This window comes from Pseudomonas sp. NPDC089734 (genome assembly GCF_044748865.1).
Taxonomy (GTDB): Bacteria; Pseudomonadota; Gammaproteobacteria; order Pseudomonadales; family Pseudomonadaceae; genus Aquipseudomonas.
On sequence record NZ_JBIVGV010000002.1, the window covers coordinates 36,896 to 53,933 of the forward strand.

General features: G+C 60.2%; 15 protein-coding genes and 1 riboswitch. Of the genes, 6 read left to right on the plus strand and 9 right to left on the minus strand.

Annotation, left to right across the window (positions count from 1 at the left end):
* Positions 1–35 precede the first annotated feature (35 nt).
* From ACIPY9_RS02970 to ACIPY9_RS02995, 6 genes are all read right to left on the minus strand, one after another.
* Positions 36–1,019, minus strand: coding sequence for an esterase-like activity of phytase family protein (locus tag ACIPY9_RS02970; RefSeq protein ID WP_400696891.1), 984 nt, complete (start codon positions 1,017–1,019; stop codon positions 36–38).
* Complete coding sequence (parE, locus tag ACIPY9_RS02975) at positions 1,016–2,920, minus strand: DNA topoisomerase IV subunit B (RefSeq protein ID WP_400696892.1); 1,905 nt, start codon at positions 2,918–2,920, stop codon at positions 1,016–1,018. The genes ACIPY9_RS02970 and parE overlap by 4 nt, the downstream gene beginning before the upstream one ends.
* Positions 2,921–3,142: 222 nt before the next feature.
* On the minus strand, positions 3,143–3,727 hold the full coding sequence (locus ACIPY9_RS02980; RefSeq protein ID WP_400696894.1) for a YqiA/YcfP family alpha/beta fold hydrolase: 585 nt from the start codon (positions 3,725–3,727) through the stop codon (positions 3,143–3,145).
* A gap of 89 nt (positions 3,728–3,816) precedes the next feature.
* On the minus strand, positions 3,817–4,623 hold the full coding sequence (gene cpdA, locus ACIPY9_RS02985) for a 3',5'-cyclic-AMP phosphodiesterase (protein WP_400696895.1): 807 nt from the start codon (positions 4,621–4,623) through the stop codon (positions 3,817–3,819).
* A 113-nt stretch (positions 4,624–4,736) separates the two neighbouring features.
* The gene (locus tag ACIPY9_RS02990; RefSeq protein WP_400696896.1) at positions 4,737–5,189 is read right to left on the minus strand and encodes a DUF1249 domain-containing protein; all 453 of its coding nucleotides are present in this window, start codon (positions 5,187–5,189) and stop codon (positions 4,737–4,739) included.
* Positions 5,180–5,797 carry an NUDIX domain-containing protein gene (locus ACIPY9_RS02995; RefSeq protein ID WP_400696898.1) on the minus strand — a complete coding sequence of 206 codons (618 nt, stop codon included), beginning with the start codon at positions 5,795–5,797 and terminating at the stop codon, positions 5,180–5,182. Before ACIPY9_RS02995 ends, ACIPY9_RS02990 begins: the two co-directional genes overlap by 10 nt.
* A 208-nt stretch (positions 5,798–6,005) precedes the next feature.
* Between ACIPY9_RS02995 and ACIPY9_RS03000 the strand changes: the two genes are divergently transcribed.
* Positions 6,006–6,752 carry an RsiV family protein gene (locus tag ACIPY9_RS03000; RefSeq protein ID WP_400696900.1) on the plus strand — a complete coding sequence of 249 codons (747 nt, stop codon included), beginning with the start codon at positions 6,006–6,008 and terminating at the stop codon, positions 6,750–6,752.
* Between the two features lie 72 nt (positions 6,753–6,824).
* Here the strand turns inward: ACIPY9_RS03000 and thiC are convergent, their stop codons facing one another.
* Positions 6,825–8,714 (minus strand): phosphomethylpyrimidine synthase ThiC, encoded by a 1,890-nt coding sequence (thiC, locus tag ACIPY9_RS03005; protein WP_400696902.1) that lies wholly within the window; start codon positions 8,712–8,714, stop codon positions 6,825–6,827.
* 143 nt (positions 8,715–8,857) lie between these two features.
* Positions 8,858–8,962, minus strand: a riboswitch (TPP riboswitch).
* 158 nt (positions 8,963–9,120) lie between these two features.
* Here thiC and ACIPY9_RS03010 point away from each other — a divergent pair.
* Complete coding sequence (locus tag ACIPY9_RS03010) at positions 9,121–10,560, plus strand: TolC family outer membrane protein (protein ID WP_400696903.1); 1,440 nt, start codon at positions 9,121–9,123, stop codon at positions 10,558–10,560.
* 58 nt (positions 10,561–10,618) lie between these two features.
* Here the strand turns inward: ACIPY9_RS03010 and waaA are convergent, their stop codons facing one another.
* Positions 10,619–11,890, minus strand: coding sequence for a lipid IV(A) 3-deoxy-D-manno-octulosonic acid transferase (gene waaA, locus ACIPY9_RS03015; protein WP_400696904.1), 1,272 nt, complete (start codon positions 11,888–11,890; stop codon positions 10,619–10,621).
* 140 nt (positions 11,891–12,030) lie between these two features.
* Here waaA and ACIPY9_RS03020 point away from each other — a divergent pair, with 140 nt between their 5' ends.
* Genes ACIPY9_RS03020 through ACIPY9_RS03035 form a run of 4 tightly spaced genes read left to right on the plus strand, consistent with a single transcriptional unit; the run spans position 12,031 to position 15,398 of the window.
* Positions 12,031–12,363 (plus strand): DMT family transporter, encoded by a 333-nt coding sequence (locus tag ACIPY9_RS03020; protein WP_400696906.1) that lies wholly within the window; start codon positions 12,031–12,033, stop codon positions 12,361–12,363.
* Between the two features lie 48 nt (positions 12,364–12,411).
* The gene (locus ACIPY9_RS03025) at positions 12,412–13,587 is read left to right on the plus strand and encodes an NAD(P)/FAD-dependent oxidoreductase (protein ID WP_400696907.1); all 1,176 of its coding nucleotides are present in this window, start codon (positions 12,412–12,414) and stop codon (positions 13,585–13,587) included.
* Positions 13,584–14,399 (plus strand): aldo/keto reductase, encoded by an 816-nt coding sequence (locus ACIPY9_RS03030; protein ID WP_400696908.1) that lies wholly within the window; start codon positions 13,584–13,586, stop codon positions 14,397–14,399. Before ACIPY9_RS03025 ends, ACIPY9_RS03030 begins: the two co-directional genes overlap by 4 nt.
* A gap of 36 nt (positions 14,400–14,435) precedes the next feature.
* Entirely contained in the window at positions 14,436–15,398 is a 963-nt protein-coding gene (locus ACIPY9_RS03035) for a metal ABC transporter ATPase (protein WP_400696910.1), read from the plus strand.
* Positions 15,399–15,587: 189 nt separating this feature from the next.
* Here ACIPY9_RS03035 and hldE read toward each other — a convergent pair whose 3' ends face one another.
* Entirely contained in the window at positions 15,588–17,009 is a 1,422-nt protein-coding gene (gene hldE, locus ACIPY9_RS03040; protein ID WP_400696911.1) for a bifunctional D-glycero-beta-D-manno-heptose-7-phosphate kinase/D-glycero-beta-D-manno-heptose 1-phosphate adenylyltransferase HldE, read from the minus strand.
* Between the last annotated feature and the right edge of the window lie 29 nt (positions 17,010–17,038).

A 17,038-nucleotide genomic window follows, 5' to 3' on the forward strand; every position in this document is an offset into this window, starting at 1 on the left:
CCATGAGCCGCCGTGCTGGGTAAATTCAAATGGACTCATCGGGCGCTGCCGCCCCAACCATCCGCCGGAGCCGAAAAGCGCCAGACTATCGGGCGCTTCTCGCCGTCGGCACGGGCGCTGAAGTTGTTGTCGATGCCGATCCAGGCACCGGCCTCATCGACCACCAGAGCCTCGGTCAGGCCATACGGCTGGTCGTAGACACGCTCAGGCAGCAGCGCTTCCTTCGCGAACGACCAGCAACGCTCGACCGCACCGGTTTCCAGTGTCCGGCGACAGATGCGATAGACCGAACGCTCGAGGGTGAACAGCTTGCCGTTGAACAGCGAAATGTCCGAGAAATCCTTTGTGGATAACTTGTCGCCCTTCAACTGCGGCGGTGGCGCTTCCTGCCCCGGATCGGCCAGTAGCACGCAGCTTTTCTTGCAGCCCCATTTGCCCTGTTCCCGCTGCACCACCAACAGGCCGCGGCTTTCTCGTTCGGCAGCCAGCCAGATCCGGTCTCCCGCCCCATTGACGGCGATCCCTTCAAAAATGGCGTTGAAACGCTGCAACATGCCACGGGAACGGGCCTGATCCACCAGCGCCTGAGGCAGATCCAGCCAGACCGGATCGCCTGTGACCGGTACTTTCAGAACCGTACCGTGGGCTTCGCTGACCAGATAGCGATTGCCGGCGTCATCGCAGCTCACGCCTTCAAAATCCATGCTGCCACCACGCACTACCGCGGACAGACTGGCCAGCGAGCGCAGGTTCAGTGGCAAGTAACTGACAGGCTCCGGCACCACCATGGTGTGTGGCTCGGCCGTCCAGGTCTTCTGCGACGTGTCGAGGCTGTACAGCAGCGTGTCGTCACGGTCGGAGACCGTCCACAGCCGCCCGTTGCACATCGCCAGCCCCGACAGGTTGCCACCGATCATGCCTTCGACCGGATGCTCGGACACCAGTGCCAGCTCCTCGAAAGGCGCAGCAAGAACCGGTGCAGCAACCAGTGCCAGGGCGGCCAGCCACGCTCTTGTCAACTCAGGACCTCGGCAAGGTTGCCCTTGGATTCAAGCCAGGACTTGCGATCACCGGCCCGCTTCTTGGCCAACAGCATGTCCATGATTTCGGCCGTCGCGGCGAAGTCATCCAGGGTGAGTTGCACCAGACGCCGGGTGTTCGGGTCCATGGTGGTTTCACGCAACTGTGGCGGGTTCATCTCGCCCAGCCCCTTGAATCGGGTGACCTGCGGCTTGCCGCGTTTCTTCTCGGCCACCAGACGATCCAGGATGCCATCACGCTCGCTTTCATCCAGGGCGTAGAAGATCTCCTTGCCCAGGTCGATCCGATACAGCGGCGGCATGGCGACATACACATGGCCAGCATCGACCAGTGGACGGAAGTGCTGAACGAACAGTGCACACAGCAGCGTCGCGATGTGCAGCCCGTCCGAGTCGGCATCGGCCAGGATGCAGATCTTGCCGTAGCGCAACTGGCTCATGTCGGCCGCGCCCGGATCGACCCCGATGGCGACCGCAATGTTGTGGACTTCCTGGCTGGCAAGCACTTCGCCGCCATCGACTTCCCAGGTGTTCAGGATCTTGCCGCGCAGCGGCAGGATGGCCTGGAATTCCTTGTCCCGCGCCTGTTTGGCCGATCCACCGGCGGAGTCACCTTCGACCAGGAACAGTTCGGAGCGCGCCGGGTCCTGGCCTGCACAGTCAGCCAGCTTGCCGGGCAGAGCCGGGCCTTGGGTGATGCGCTTGCGCTCGACCTTCTTGCTGGCCTTCAGGCGGCGGCCGGCGTTATTGATCGCCAGCTCGGCCAGTTGCAGACCCAGCTCGGAATGGGTATTGAGCCACAGGCTGAAAGCATCCTTCACGACACCCGAAACGAAGGCCGCCGCCTCGCGGGACGACAGACGCTCCTTGGTCTGGCCCGAGAACTGCGGCTCCTGCATCTTCATCGAGAGCACGAAGGCAATCCGTTCCCAGACGTCTTCCGGGGCCAGCTTCACGCCACGCGGCAGCAGGTTGCGGAATTCGCAGAACTCACGCATGGCATCGAGCAAGCCCTGACGCAACCCGTTGACGTGAGTACCGCCCTGCGCGGTCGGGATCAGGTTGACGTAGCTTTCCTGAAGGCTTTCGCCTCCTTCCGGCAGCCACAGCAACGCCCAGTCGACCGCTTCCTTGTTGCCCGCGAAGGCTCCACAGAACGGCTCGTCCGGCAGGCGCAGGAGTTCACTGACCGAATCCTGAAGGTAAGAGCGCAAACCGTCTTCGTAATGCCACTCGACTTTCTCGCCGGTGGACTTGTCCTCGAAACTGACCAGCAGCCCCGGACACAGTACAGCCTTGGCCTTGAGCACATGCTTGAGGCGGCTGACCGAGAATTTGGGCGTATCGAAATACTTGGGGTCCGGCGCGAAATAGACGCTGGTACCGGTATTACGCTTGCCAACGGTGCCGATAACCGACAGCTCCGAAGCCTTGAAGCCATCGGCAAAGGTCATTTCATATTCGTTGCCATCGCGCTTGACCCGAACCCGGACCTGGGTCGAGAGCGCGTTGACCACGGAAATCCCCACACCGTGCAGGCCGCCGGAGAACTGGTAGTTCTTGTTGGAAAACTTGCCGCCGGCATGCAGCTTGGTAAGGATCAGCTCGACACCGGACACCCCTTCTTCAGGGTGAATGTCCACCGGCATGCCCCGACCGTCGTCGGACACTTCCAGCGAGTTGTCGGCGTGAAGAATCACCTGGACCGACTTGGCATGCCCTGCCAGCGCTTCGTCGACACTGTTGTCGATCACTTCCTGGGCAAGGTGATTCGGCCGCGCGGTATCGGTGTACATGCCCGGACGCTTGCGAACCGGGTCGAGGCCCGAGAGGACTTCGATGGCGTCGGCGTTATAAGAGCTAGCGCTGGGATTGGCCATGGGTTCTCATCATCAATTGTTTCTGGGGTTAATACGGACCGAAGAAGCGAATCGCCCGTTCTCATCAAACAGCATGCAACATCGTGAATGACAGGCACTCATGTGGCAGCGAATTCATTCGCGAGAGGTCCGTGAAGCGGAAGAAAACCTGTCGCCCCCCATGACGCCTCGCGAATGAATTCGCTCCTGCAGTGTGCGGCTGCCGTGACACGGCAGAATCTCCTACACATTAAATCCGGCAAAACTCAACAACGCAGGCATCTGCTCGGCAAACCCCTGATAACTGTGGTCGCCACCGGGCTGGATGCGCAAGGCGCAGGCCCGATAAAACGATTCGGCGCGCCGATAATCCAGCGTTTCATCGCCCGTCTGCAACCACACCTGAATACGCTCCGGCTCCTGCGGAGCAGGCACCTCAAGCTCGGCCAGGGCCGCGATGTGATCAAGGGTCAGCTCCCAACGCTCGCCCGTGTAGAGGTTTTCCTGGGTGCCGAGGAAGCCGTCGAACAGCTGATGCGGGTTGACCGCCGGGTTGATCAATACCGCCTTGAGGCCGTGCCGTTGCGCCAAATGAGTCGCATAGTAGCCGCCGAGCGAGCTGCCGACCAGTAAAGGCCGCCCGAGCGCCTGTATCTCGGACTCCAGCTGGGCCATCGCCTGACGCGGATGATGGTGCAGTTCAGGCACACGCAGTTGCCCGTCCATCCCCAGTGACGCCATATGGGCGACAAGCTGGCTGGCCTTCTTCGACAGGGCCGAGCTGTTCAGGCCATGAATATACAGCAGTGCTGGTGTGTCGCTGATCAAGCCGTCTCTCCCGAAGCCCAGAGCAAAGCCGCATAGTTTACAGGGATGAACGGTTCAAGGCCTTACCGGAATGATTCAAACCAAGTCGTTCAATAGCCGGTGCCGCCATAGTCGACTTCAAACGTCAGGCCCACGACACGGGACACACCGGTTTCAAGCTGCCCGTTGTCATGCAGACGCAGCCAGCGATAGCCCGGTGCCGCCGTATCGAGCTTGAAGTCCACACTGCCCGGCGCGAACTGGATACAGGTGGACGGCGAAGCCAGTAGCCTCACGCCATTACGCTGTTGATCGAACGCCTGATGCACATGCCCCCACAATACGGCGCGCACCTGGGGGAAACGGTCCAGCACGGCAAACAGCGCATCGGCATTCCGCAAGCCGATGGGGGCCATCCATTCGCACCCGATAGGCACCGGATGATGGTGCAGGCAAACCAGATGATGGCGATCCGGCGCTTCGCTCAGGGACTGCTCCAGCAATTGCAGTTGTGAATCCTGCAGATATCCGGGAACGGAACCGGGCACGGCCGAATCCAGCGTGGTCACGCGCCACAGCCCCACATCGACGACCTGCTCCTGCAAGTCGCTGCCTTGCGCGGCATGCGCCATCTGCGGCAATTCGTCGTGATTGCCGGGGAACCAGCGCGCAGGTGCTGCGATCTGCCCGCTGAGCTGACGAAATGCCTGATAAGACTGAACACTGCCATCCTGGGAAATATCGCCACTGGCAATCACCAGATCGATATCAGGCTGCTCGACCAATACCAGATCGACGACTTTTTCCAGGCTGTCCCGGGTATTCATGCCCAGCAGCGTTCCGTCCGCCTCAGCGAACAGATGGCTGTCGGATAGCTGGACCACTAAAACTGACGATGATCGGGATGCGCTCGGCAAGGCCGTCTCCTTGAGCGGATTCAGCGCGATTATGGGATGCGGGAAAGGGTGGGTAAACCCGAAAAAGAGGCTTCGTTCACATTTGTTTGAATGGATGCGAATCGCCAGTGCTTTCAGCGCACCGCTTCAAATTCATGGCCACACGCCAGACAGTGACTCAGCCACTCCCCCAGAAAGACATTGAGCTGGGCCTTTTCGTCCGGCTGGTGCATATCGACATTGGGGTAAGGGTAGATCCCCCGGAAACGCCGGGCATGCTCTGCACCGATGACCTCCGCCATCCGGGCATCGTGATAGACCTGAACTTCGAGTCGCGGGACCGGTAGCCAGGGCAGGCTGTGCTCCTGACGAACCTGCAGGGTGGTGGTGTAGGGACAGTCGAGCAACACCTCGACCGCCAGCACCCCCAGCATCTGCTCTCCCTGGGTCACGGCGACCCGGCGCGAGCATGGCTGGTTACGCATATCGGGAAGCAGACGCATCAAGCGCGCGTAGTTGGCCTCGCACGCCGCTTGCAGCCCGGCAAGATCAACACGGTAACGCTCGCGCACAAGATTCACGACCATAACCCCCTTATTTCGGTACGGTTCAATGCCAGCCATTGCAAGGCAATGATCGTTGCCGCATTCATGATTCGTCCGTCAGCCACGGCTTGCAGCGCATCGTCGAAAGACCAGACCGTGACACGGATATCCTCGCCTTCGGACTCCAGCCCGTGCAGTCCACCCGCCCCCTGACTGTCACACTGCCCCATGAACAGATGAACGAACTCGTCACTGCCACCCGGAGAAGGGAAGTATCTGGTTATCGGCCACAATGCGCTGAAAACAAGTCCAGCTTCCTCTTCTGCTTCACGATGAGCAACCTCTTCCGGCTGTTCATCCTTGTCGATCAGTCCGGCGACCAGTTCGATCAACCAGGGGTTGCCGCTTTTCTCCATCGCACCGACACGAAACTGCTCGATCAGCACCACTTCATCACGCCTGGCGTCATAAGGCAGGACACAGACGGCATCGTGACGCACGAACAGCTCACGACTGATTTCCTTGCCCATGCCTCCGGCAAACAGCTCGTGACGCAGGTACAACTTGTCGAGCTTGTAGAAGCCCCGAAAGCAGCTTTCACGTCGTGTGATTTCAAAAGCCGTGGGTATTGATCGGGTGTTCTGAGGCATAGGTTTCTCACTTGCGGCCATCTTTGACTTCGGGCCATCCTAACGCGCATCGACGCCAGGATGCAGCCCCCCTGAAGATGCAGGGTAGACGGCCACTGCCTAAAACACTTCTAATCCGCCAAGTGGCGAACCGAAGACCATGTTTGCAGTCCAACCAGCCTGCACGTGAACAACGCAACCGCCTCCATTGATATCGCCAAGGACCAACATGTCGTTATTGAGGATCACTTCCCTGGCCGGCCTGGCCCTGATGCTGGGCGCCTGTCAAAGCCTCTTCGCCCCCAACATGCGTACGCCGCTGCAAGTCCAGCGCGACGCTTCCGAGCTGATAAAGCCGGGCTGCACCACCACCGATTGCCCGCTGGTCAACATCGACACCGTGCATTTCCCTGACGAGCCGCGCCTGGACGCCATCGTTCAAAAGACCTTGCTGCAACTGACCCGCTCGGACTCGAACGCGCCGCTGCCGACGTCCATCAAGGATTATCAGGAACAGTTTCTGAGCCGGGCCACAGGCCGCAACAGCAGCTACCTGCAAGCCAAGGTACGTGAGCAGCATGACGGTATCGTGGTGGTCGAGCTGTCGAGCTATCTGGATACCGGCGGTGCCCACGGCAACCCCGGCAGAGCGTTCATCAACTACTCGCGTCAGCAACAAAAAGTCCTGACCCTGGCCGACATGGTTGTACCGGGCAAGGAAAGCGAATTCTGGGACAAGGCCGAACTGGCTCATCAAGCCTGGCTGGTGTCGACCAAAATGAATCAGGACGCCGAGTTCATCAAGACCTGGCCATTCAAGCGAACGCCCAACATTGCCCTGACTTACGGCTCGGTGATCCTCAAGTACCCGGTAACCACCATTGCGCCCTACTCCATGGGCCACATCGAGCTGAAGATTCCTTATCCACAGCTCAATGGCATCATCAAACCGGAACTGTTCCCCGGCCGCGGCTAATACCCCCGTAGGAGCGAATTCATTCGCGAAAAACGTTGATTCGCGAATGAATTCGCTCCTACAGGGCTGAAGTCAGACCTTCTTGTAGAGCTGGCTGCCTTCCTGTTTGAAGCGCTCGGCCTGTTCACGCAAACCTTCCTCGACCGACAGATCGACTGCCTCGATCTTCTGGTTGGCCGCGTATTCACGCACTTCCTGGGTAATCTTCATCGAACAGAACTTCGGCCCGCACATGGAGCAGAAGTGCGCGACCTTGGCCGAGTCCTTGGGCAGGGTTTCATCGTGGAACGAGCGAGCGGTGTCCGGGTCCAGGCCGAGGTTGAACTGGTCTTCCCAACGGAACTCGAAACGCGCCTTGCTCAAGGCGTTGTCACGAATCTGCGCCCCCGGATGCCCTTTGGCCAGGTCCGCCGCATGGGCGGCGATCTTGTAGGTGATGATCCCGGTTTTCACGTCATCCTTGTTCGGCAGCCCCAGGTGCTCCTTGGGTGTGACATAGCAAAGCATGGCGCAGCCAAACCAGCCGATCATGGCCGCACCGATGCCAGAGGTGATGTGGTCATAACCGGGTGCGATATCGGTGGTCAGCGGGCCGAGGGTGTAGAACGGCGCTTCGTCACAGCACTCCAGCTGCTTGTCCATGTTCTCCTTGATCAACTGCATCGGCACATGACCTGGGCCTTCGATCATGGTCTGGACATCGTGCTTCCAGGCAATCTTGGTCAGCTCGCCCAGCGTTTCCAGCTCACCGAACTGCGCTTCGTCGTTGGCGTCGGCAATCGAGCCGGGACGCAGGCCATCACCCAGCGAGAAGCTGACGTCATAGGCCTTCATGATTTCGCAGATGTCCTCGAAGTGGGTGTAGAGGAAGTTTTCCTTGTGATGCGCCAGGCACCATTTGGCCATGATCGAACCACCACGACTCACGATGCCGGTGACGCGCTTGGCGGTCAGAGGCACGTAACGCAGCAGAACACCCGCATGAATGGTGAAGTAATCGACGCCTTGCTCTGCCTGCTCGATCAGGGTGTCGCGGAACAGCTCCCAGGTCAGGTCCTCGGCCACACCATTGACCTTCTCCAGCGCCTGATAGATCGGCACGGTGCCAATCGGAACCGGTGAGTTGCGGATGATCCATTCACGGGTTTCATGAATGTGCTTGCCGGTGGACAGGTCCATGACGGTGTCCGAACCCCAGCGAATGCCCCAGGTCAGCTTGGCGACTTCTTCTTCGATGGAGGAACCCAGCGCGCTATTGCCGATGTTGCCGTTGATCTTCACCAGAAAGTTGCGGCCGATGATCATCGGCTCCAGCTCGACATGGTTGATGTTGGCCGGAATGATGGCGCGGCCACGGGCGATTTCTTCCCGCACGAATTCAGCCGTGATTTCCTTCGGAATGTTGGCGCCGAAGCTGTGGCCGGCGTGCTGTTGTTTCAGCAGCCCGGTTGCGCGAGCCTCTTGAAGCTTCATGTTCTCGCGGATGGCAACATATTCCATCTCGGCGGTGATGATGCCCTTGCGGGCATAGTGCATCTGGCTGACGTTGGCACCCGCCCTGGCACGACGCGGATTGCGCACGTGGGCGAAACGCAGTGCCGTCAGTTCGGCGTCGTTCAGGCGCTGCTGACCGAAGTGGGAACTCAGGCCCGGCAGGCGTTCGGTATCGTTGCGAGAGTCGATCCAGGGTGAACGTACATCGGCCAGTCCCTTGCGGACATCGATGATGACATTCGGGTCGGTGTAGGGGCCGGAAGTGTCGTAGACCGTAACGGGGGCATTGATTTCGCCACCGAAGTCGGTCGGTGTCACATCCAGGGTGATTTCGCGCATCGGCACGCGGATATCGGGGCGGGAACCCTGGACATAAACCTTCTGCGAACGGGTAAAGGGCTGCACCGAACCAGAATCGACCTGGGCGGACTCACTCAAATGGGGGGCGTTTTTTGCTTTTGTACTCATCACGGCTCTCCAGACGGATTGACTGTCGGAGTGACCTGATAAAACGGACGGACGCACCCTTACAGGTGCTGAGTATCGGCGGGCGTGTTACTGTTCACTTTTTGAACAATCGACCCCGGACGATACTCAAGAGGACTCGCCGGGTGACGAGAAATCTTGTTCCCTACGCAGGCGCTAACCTGATCAGGTTCAACGGGATCCGGTTTAACCGATCTCAGCCTCACAGCAAGGCACCCCGACAAGAACGTCGCCAGTCTATGATGGGCGGCGGCCGAAACGCCAGCGTATTTGTTACGCCATCGATAAATGGCTAATAGCCGATTGTTGCTGTCAACGTCTGGCTCTACACTCGCTAACCCGGTTTTTCGATCAAGCCGACATCATTACCATAAACAGGGAATGCCTCATGCTGCGCAAACTTTCGTTAGTCATTGCCGTGTCATGTGCCTATAACGTACAGGCCCATGCAGCAGATGCGCCGCTTCCGACCCAGACCGGGCTGCTCAACGTCTACCAGCAGGCTGTGGACAACAACGCGGACCTCGCGGCAGCACGTGCCGACTACGACGCCCGGAAGGAAGCGGTACCCCAGGCTCGCGCCGGTCTGCTGCCCAACCTGTCGGCCAGCGCCCAGGCCAACAACACCCGTACCAGCATCGATCAGCCCAGCGCCATTGCAACCCGCAGCGGCACGGTCTATCAGGCTACCCTGAGCCAGCCGATCTTCCGCGCCGACCGCTGGTTCCAGTTGCAGGCAGCCGAAGCCGTCAACGAACAGGCGGCCCTGGAACTCTCGGCCACCGAACAGGACCTGATCCTGAACTCGGCCCAGAGTTATTTTGCGGTATTGCGCGCTCAGGACAACCTGGCCTCGACCAAGGCCGAAGAAGCCGCCTTCAAGCGGCAACTGGACCAGGCCAACGAGCGTTTCGATGTCGGCCTGTCCGACAAGACCGACGTATTGCAGGCTCAGGCGAGCTACGACACCGCACGGGCCAACCGGATCATTGCCAAGCGTCAGGTGGACGATGCCTTTCAGGCGCTGGTGACCCTGACCAATCGCGAATACAACTCCATCGAAGGTATCGTTCATACCTTGCCGGTGCTGGCTCCGGTCCCCAATGATGCCAAGGCCTGGGTCGATACCGCCGCCCAACAGAACCTGAATCTGCTGGCCAGCAACTATGCCGTCAACGCGGCTGAAGAGACGTTGCGTCAACGCAAGGCCGGGCACGCTCCGACCCTTGATGCGGTCGCCACTTACCAGCGCGGCGACAACGATGCACTGGGCTTCAGCAACCCCAACTACACAGGCCGCAACTATGGCGGCGACGTCGAGCAACGCAGCATCGGCGTGCAGTTGAATATTCCGATCTACAGCGGCGGGCTGACCAGCTCGCAGGTACGCGAAGCCTATTCACGGCTGAGCCAGAGCGAGCAACGTCGCGAAAGCCTGCGTCGTCAGGTGGTGGAAAACACCCGCAACCTGCATCGCGCGGTGAATACCGATGTGGAACAGGTGCAGGCGCGCAAGCAATCGATCATTTCCAACCAGAGCGCGCTGGAAGCCACTGAAATCGGCTATCAGGTCGGCACCCGGAACATCGTGGATGTGCTGGATGCGCAGCGCCAGCTCTATGCTTCGGTGCGCAATTACAACAACACCCGTTATGACTACATCATCGACAACCTTCGCCTGAAACAGGCTGCGGGCACGCTGAACCCAGGTGACTTGCAGGACCTGTCGCGCTACCTGAAGTCCGACTACAACCCGGACAAGGACTTCCTGCCGCCGGATCTGGCAGCGGCGGCGCGGAAGAATTTCGAAAAACCCGCCCAGCGCTAAATACCCTGTGTAGGAGCGAATCGGGCGGCGATCCGCTCATTCGCGAATGAATTCGCTCCTACAGGTGTCTGGCAATGCCATCCAGCAGGCGCTGCAACGCGCCCTGATTGGCTTTCATCACGCCAAGCCCGGCTTCGGTCATGGTGCGCGCCAGTTGCGGCTGATCGAACAACCGCTGGATCGCAACCGCCAGCCCCACCGAGTCGCTCACCTCTTCCAGAGCCCCGGCCTGACGCAACAACGCGGCAATCTCCAGGAAGTTGAACAGGTGCGGGCCACTCAGTACCGGCTTGGCCAATGCAGCGGGTTCCAGCAGGTTATGCCCGCCATTGGGCACCAGACTGCCGCCGACAAAGGCGTTGTCTGCCAGGGCGTACAGAAACAACAGTTCGCCCATGGTGTCGCCCAACAGCACCGAAGTATCTGGCGTGACTGCCAGCCCGGCTGAACGCCGCACGGTCGTGAACCCCTGCTGCTGACACAACTCATGCACGCTGTCGAAACGTTCGGGATGACGCGGCACCAGAATCAGCAGAGCCTCCGGATGACTCGACAGCACTTGCCGATGGGCTGCCAATACACTTTCGTCTTCGCCCGCATGAGTGCTGGCGGCAATCCAGACAGGCCGTTGCGTGGCCTGCCATTGCTCGCGCAACTGCGCCGCCTGTTCAAGCAATTGTGGGTCGATACTCAGGTCGAACTTGATCGAGCCGGTCACCGTCACGCATTCAGGCCGCGCCCCCAGATCACGAAAGCGCTGGGCCTCGGCTTCGGTCTGCACGGCGAACCCGCTCATTTCGGCCAGCATCGGTCGTGTCAGACCGGCAAAACGTCCATAACCACGGGCCGAACGCTCCGACAGGCGCGCATTGGCGAGCACGACAGGAATCCCGCGTCTGGCGCACTGATGGATGTGGTTGGGCCATAACTCGGTTTCCATGATGATGCCGAGCCGAGGCTGAACATGATCCAGGAAACGCCCCGCCGCCCAAGGCAGGTCGTACGGCAGGTAACAGTGCTGGATGCGCGGTTCGCTGGCGAACATTGCCTTGATGCGCTCCGAACCTGTCGGCGTCATGCAGGTCACAGTAATCGGCAATTGCGGGTAGAGCGCCAGCAAGGCACGAATCATGGGGGCGGCCGCGATGCTCTCGCCCACCGATACCGCATGCACCCAGATCCCGCCGCGCTGCATTGCAGGCAGGCCGACAGCGAAGCGTTCGCCGATTCGCTTGCGGTAAGCCGGGGCCTTGCGCGCTCGCAACCACAGCCGCAGGGCAACCAGCGGCAAGCCAAGATGAAACAACAGGGTATAAAGAGTTCTATTCATGGGCGCGGAGTTTATCAGCACGCCCCGTCAAAGCCACGATTCCCTGCCGACGTAAATACGCCTGGTCATGACGTACCCGAGCTGTCATGCCCCTGACAGGTATCGCTAAGATACGCAGCCTGAAAAAAAGGAGAAACACCATGACTGCCTACTACCTGCTGGCCATCGCCATCTGCGCCGAAGTCATCGCCACCACCTCCATGAAGGCCGTTAAGGGGCTGAGTACGCCGCTGCCATTGCTGCTGGTCATTGTCGGCTACGGTATCGCGTTCTGGATGCTGATTCTGGTGATGCGCACGATCCCGGTCGGCATCACCTATGCCATCTGGTCAGGGATGGGAATCGTCATGGTCAGCATCGCAGCGTTCTTCATCTATGGGCAGAAACTGGACCTTCCCGCCCTGCTGGGCATGGGCATGATCGTGCTGGGTGTCGTGGTGATTCAGTTGTTCTCGAAAACCGCCGGGCATTGAAAACGCGATCCCTTATAATGGCGCATTCTTCACGCCACTGAGGTGCTCATGCCATCTGTTATTTCCACTGACGTCCTGATTGTCGGAGGCGGTATTGCCGGCCTCTGGCTCAATGCCCGGTTGCGTCGTCAAGGGTTCTCGACAGTTCTGGTAGAAAGCGCGAGCCTGGGGGGCGGGCAGAGCCTGAAGTCCCAGGGCATCATCCATGGCGGTGCCAAATACGCCCTGCATGGCGCGCTGTCGGGTGCCTCCGAGGCCATTGCCGATATGCCGCGCCGCTGGCGTGAATCGCTTGAAGGCACAGGCGAGCTGGACCTGTCTGGCGTACGCCTGTTGTCCGAGGCCCATTATCTGTGGTCGCCGGGCACGATCGCGGGCAACCTGACCAGCTTCTTCGCCAGCAAGGCAGTGCGTGGACGGGTGGATCAGGTCAAGGGCGAGCAACTGCCACCGGCCCTGCAAAACCCTAAATTCAAGGGCAAGGTGTACCGACTGGCCGAACTGGTGGTCGATGTGCCGAGCCTGATCCGGCGTCTGGCCGAACTGGCGGGTGACAGCCTGCTGGCCGGTCAACGGATCGAACCGTTTCACGAACATGGCAACCTGGCAGGCTTGCGTGTGGATGGCCGCGAAATTCGTGCCCAGCGTATCGTGCTCAGTGCCGGCGCGGGCAATGCCGGGCTGCTCGAGGCACTGGGAGTGTCCCAACCGCAGATGCAACGCCGCCCTCTGCATATGGTGCTGGTCAAAGGCCCGACCCTGAAGCCTCTGTTCGCCCACTGCCTGGGAGGTGGACCCAAGCCACGGATTACCGTGACCACTCACCCGGCGGCCAATGGCGAGCATGTCTGGTATCTGGGCGGCGACCTGGCCGAAGCCGATGGCGTGGCACGCGAACCCGCCGCCCAGATCGCCGCGGCCAGAAAGGAACTGGAATCGCTGCTGCCATGGGTCGATCTCGGGCAGGCGCAATGGGCCACCTTGCGGGTTGATCGGGCAGAGCCGGCCCAGTCGGGCCTCGTACGGCCGGACAACGCCTTTCTGGATGTCCAGCAGAACCTCATGGTCGGCTGGCCGACCAAGCTGGCACTGGCACCGGATCTGGCCGATCGCGTACTGGCCGCACTGTCGAAAGACGGCATCCAGCCGACGCCTCAACCCGCCATGACTGGCCTGCCCAAACCGCCTCTGGCGATACCTGTCTGGGATGAACTGCTGCCATGACCGTCAAGACCCTGCATGACCTGCACCGCCCGCTGGGCAGTACCGGCCTGAGCATTTCGCCACTGGGGCTGGGGACCGTCAAACTGGGCCGCGATCAAGGGGTGAAATACCCCAGCGGCTTCACGATCCCCGATGATCAGCAAGCGAAGATGCTTCTGAAAATGGCCCGTGACATGGGCATCAACCTGATCGACACGGCACCGGCCTATGGCACCAGCGAAGAGCGTCTTGGTCCGCTGCTGCGTGGTCAGCGTCAGGACTGGGTCATCGTCAGCAAGGTCGGGGAAGAATTCGAGAACGGGCAATCGCGTCACGACTTCAGCGCCGGACACACTCGCCGGTCGGTGGAACGCAGCCTGAAACGCCTTGAAACCGATTTCATCGATCTGGTGCTGGTGCATTCGGACGGTAACGACCTGGCGATCCTCAACGACACGGACGTCTATCAGACACTGGCCGACCTCAAGCGCGAAGGCAAGATCCGGGGCTTCGGCTTTTCCGGCAAGACCGTCGAGGGCGGCCTGCTGGCCCTGCGCGAAGGCGACTGCGCGATGGTCACCTACAATCTCAATGAACAGGGTGAAAAACCGGTTCTGGACTACGCTGCTGCACACGGCAAAGGCATCCTGGTGAAAAAGGCATTGGCCAGCGGTCATATATGCCTGAGCCCGGGAGTCGATCCGGTACAAGCCAGTTTCACGTTGTTGTTTGAACATCCGGGGGTCGCCAGTGCTATTGTCGGCACGATCAATCCCCTGCATCTGGCCCACAATGTTGCCAGCGCAGCCGCAGTGATTTGCCGTCAAGCCTGATGTAGGCGGCCGACCCCAACGCAAGAAGGAGCCGATATGCCGCGAACCCTGATTCGGAAGAACCCCAGCGACTTCAAGACTCTGCCGTTATTCATCGAAGCCACTCCCGACAGCCTGAGTTATCAGAGCGTCGGGATGCCGTTGAATTTTTCCCAGACCCTGCAACGCCGCCGCAAGATCGAAGTCCCGGACACCGAACGCTTTGCGACAGAACTGGCCAACCTCGGCGTATCGATCAGGTTGACCCTTCATTGGCAGAACCGCGATTACTGGGTATTGGTCAGGCAGCGACGGCAGGATCGTGGCGATGTCGTGCTCAAGCTGATTTCCGGCTATGTACCGGCCCACGAGCTCACCCTGCCCTTGCACACGGCCGTACAGGAAGTTGCCGAGGAATGCCTGATCGAAACCCCTCAGGGCTGGCTGAGCGGTCGCTTCAAGGACACCTGGCTACCGGCCCCCTATGCGGCGGCGCTGCACTATCGCGAAGCCATGCCTTTCAGCCTGAGCTCTCTCTCGGGGGCGGCAAAGCCTGTGCGTTGCGGCAGCATGACCCTGATCGAACGCCCACGCGCCTATGTCCACCTGCCAACGGCTTCCCTGCAATTGATTTACGACATGCGCCTGGAAATCCCCAGGGAGGCTCGCCCGTTGAGCCTGTTCCATGTCGATGAAACCCTGGAAAACGAACAGCTGGTCGCCCGGCTCAATCGAAGCAAGCCCGACCTGTATCTGATGCCGCTGGAAAATGGAGTGCCACTGCCCGAACTCTATACGCTCAAGCGAGACAAGCTGAGTTCAGTGAGTACACGCGGGCTGTATCTGGCAGAAAGCTTTGCCGCCCAGGATGGCTGGGTGGTGCATGAAGAACGGATTCGCTGGAAGGACTGGTTGCGCCAGCAAGGCCTGACACCGCCCCCGAAGAAAAGCAGCCTCAAGCACCTGACCGGCAAGGCCAGGGAACTGCTGCAAATGGCGCGCAACAGCCTGAGCAAATAATCGGTCTTTTCTCGAATGGGGTGGGGCCGGATTTATCCGGGAAGACATTCTTTCTGGCGACGCAGACTCTGTGAATGTACGGGCCTCTTCCCGGATAAATCCGGTCCTGCATGTTCGGCTGAGCAAGTAACACGCAGTAGGAGCGAATTCATTCGCGAAAAGCCTTCGCGAATGAATTCGCTCCTACAGTCACTGGCCGCGGATTTTCTCGACAATGGCCGTGGTCGAGCTGTTTTCCACCAACCCCAGCACCCTGACCTCTCCGCCATAGGCCTGGACGATTTCGGCACCGACCACCTGATCGATCCCGTAGTCCCCACCCTTGACCAGAACGTCCGGCTTGACGTGGCGCAGCAGGTTCTCCGGCGTGCCTTCAGGGAAACTGATGACCCAATCCACCGCACCGAGACCTGCCAGTACGGCCATGCGTCGGTCAACGCTATTGATCGGACGACCCGGCCCTTTGAGGCGACTGACAGAGGCGTCGTCATTGATGGCCACGATCAGGCGGTCACCCTGGGCACGCGCCTGTTCCAGATAGGTCACATGGCCTGCATGCAGGATATCGAAGCAACCATTGGTGAAGACAATCTTTTCCTGATGGGCACGGGCGTCATCAATGGCCAGCAGCAACTGCTCCAGCCCCAGCACGCCGCGCTCGGAGCCTTCTTCACGCTGGATGGCACGACGCAGTTCCGGAGCGCTGATGGCAGCGGTGCCCAGCTTGCCGACGACAATACCGGCCGCCAGATTCGCCAGCGCCACGGCATGGGGCAGATCCTCTCCAGACGCAATGGCTGCCGCCAGCGTGGAAATGACCGTATCACCGGCACCAGTCACATCGAAGACTTCGCGTGCACGGGCAGGCAAATGCAGTGCGGGCTGGTCAGGACGCAGCAGGGTCATGCCGTGCTCGCCACGGGTGACCAGCAAGGCACCCAGCTCCAGCTCCAGCATCAGTTTCGCGCCCTTGGCGACCAGCTCCGCCTCGTCGGCGCAGTGACCGACGATGGCCTCGAACTCGCTCAGGTTCGGCGTAATCAGGCTGGCACCCCGGTAGATGGCAAAGTCCTTGCCCTTCGGATCGGCCAGCACCGGAATGCCTCGTTCACGAGCGGCATTGATCAGCGCCTGATGGTTTTTGAGGGCACCTTTACCGTAGTCGGACAGCACCAGAACCTTGATGCCTTCAAGCAGGGAGTCGACCTCGGCACTCAAGGCCAGGGCATCGGTCATGAACGGCTCTTCAAAGTCGATACGCAGCAGTTGCTGATGGCGACTCATGACCCGCAACTTGACGATGGTCGGCTGATGGGCAATGCGCTGGAAATGCGCACGCACGCCAGCGGCCTTCAGGCTGTTGGTCAGGCTGTCGGCAGCCTCGTCTTCACCGGTCACACCGACCAGTGAAGCCGGCGCACCGAGCGCGGCGATGTTGAGGGCAACGTTGGCAGCGCCGCCTGGGCGATCCTCGATCTGATCGACCTTGACGACCGGCACCGGGGCCTCAGGGGAAATCCGTGAGGTACCACCATGCCAGTAACGGTCGAGCATGACATCGCCGACCACAAGGACAGGCGCTTGATCGAAACGCGGCATGGACAACTTCATCGAACAACCCGTACTAAGAATGAACAGGG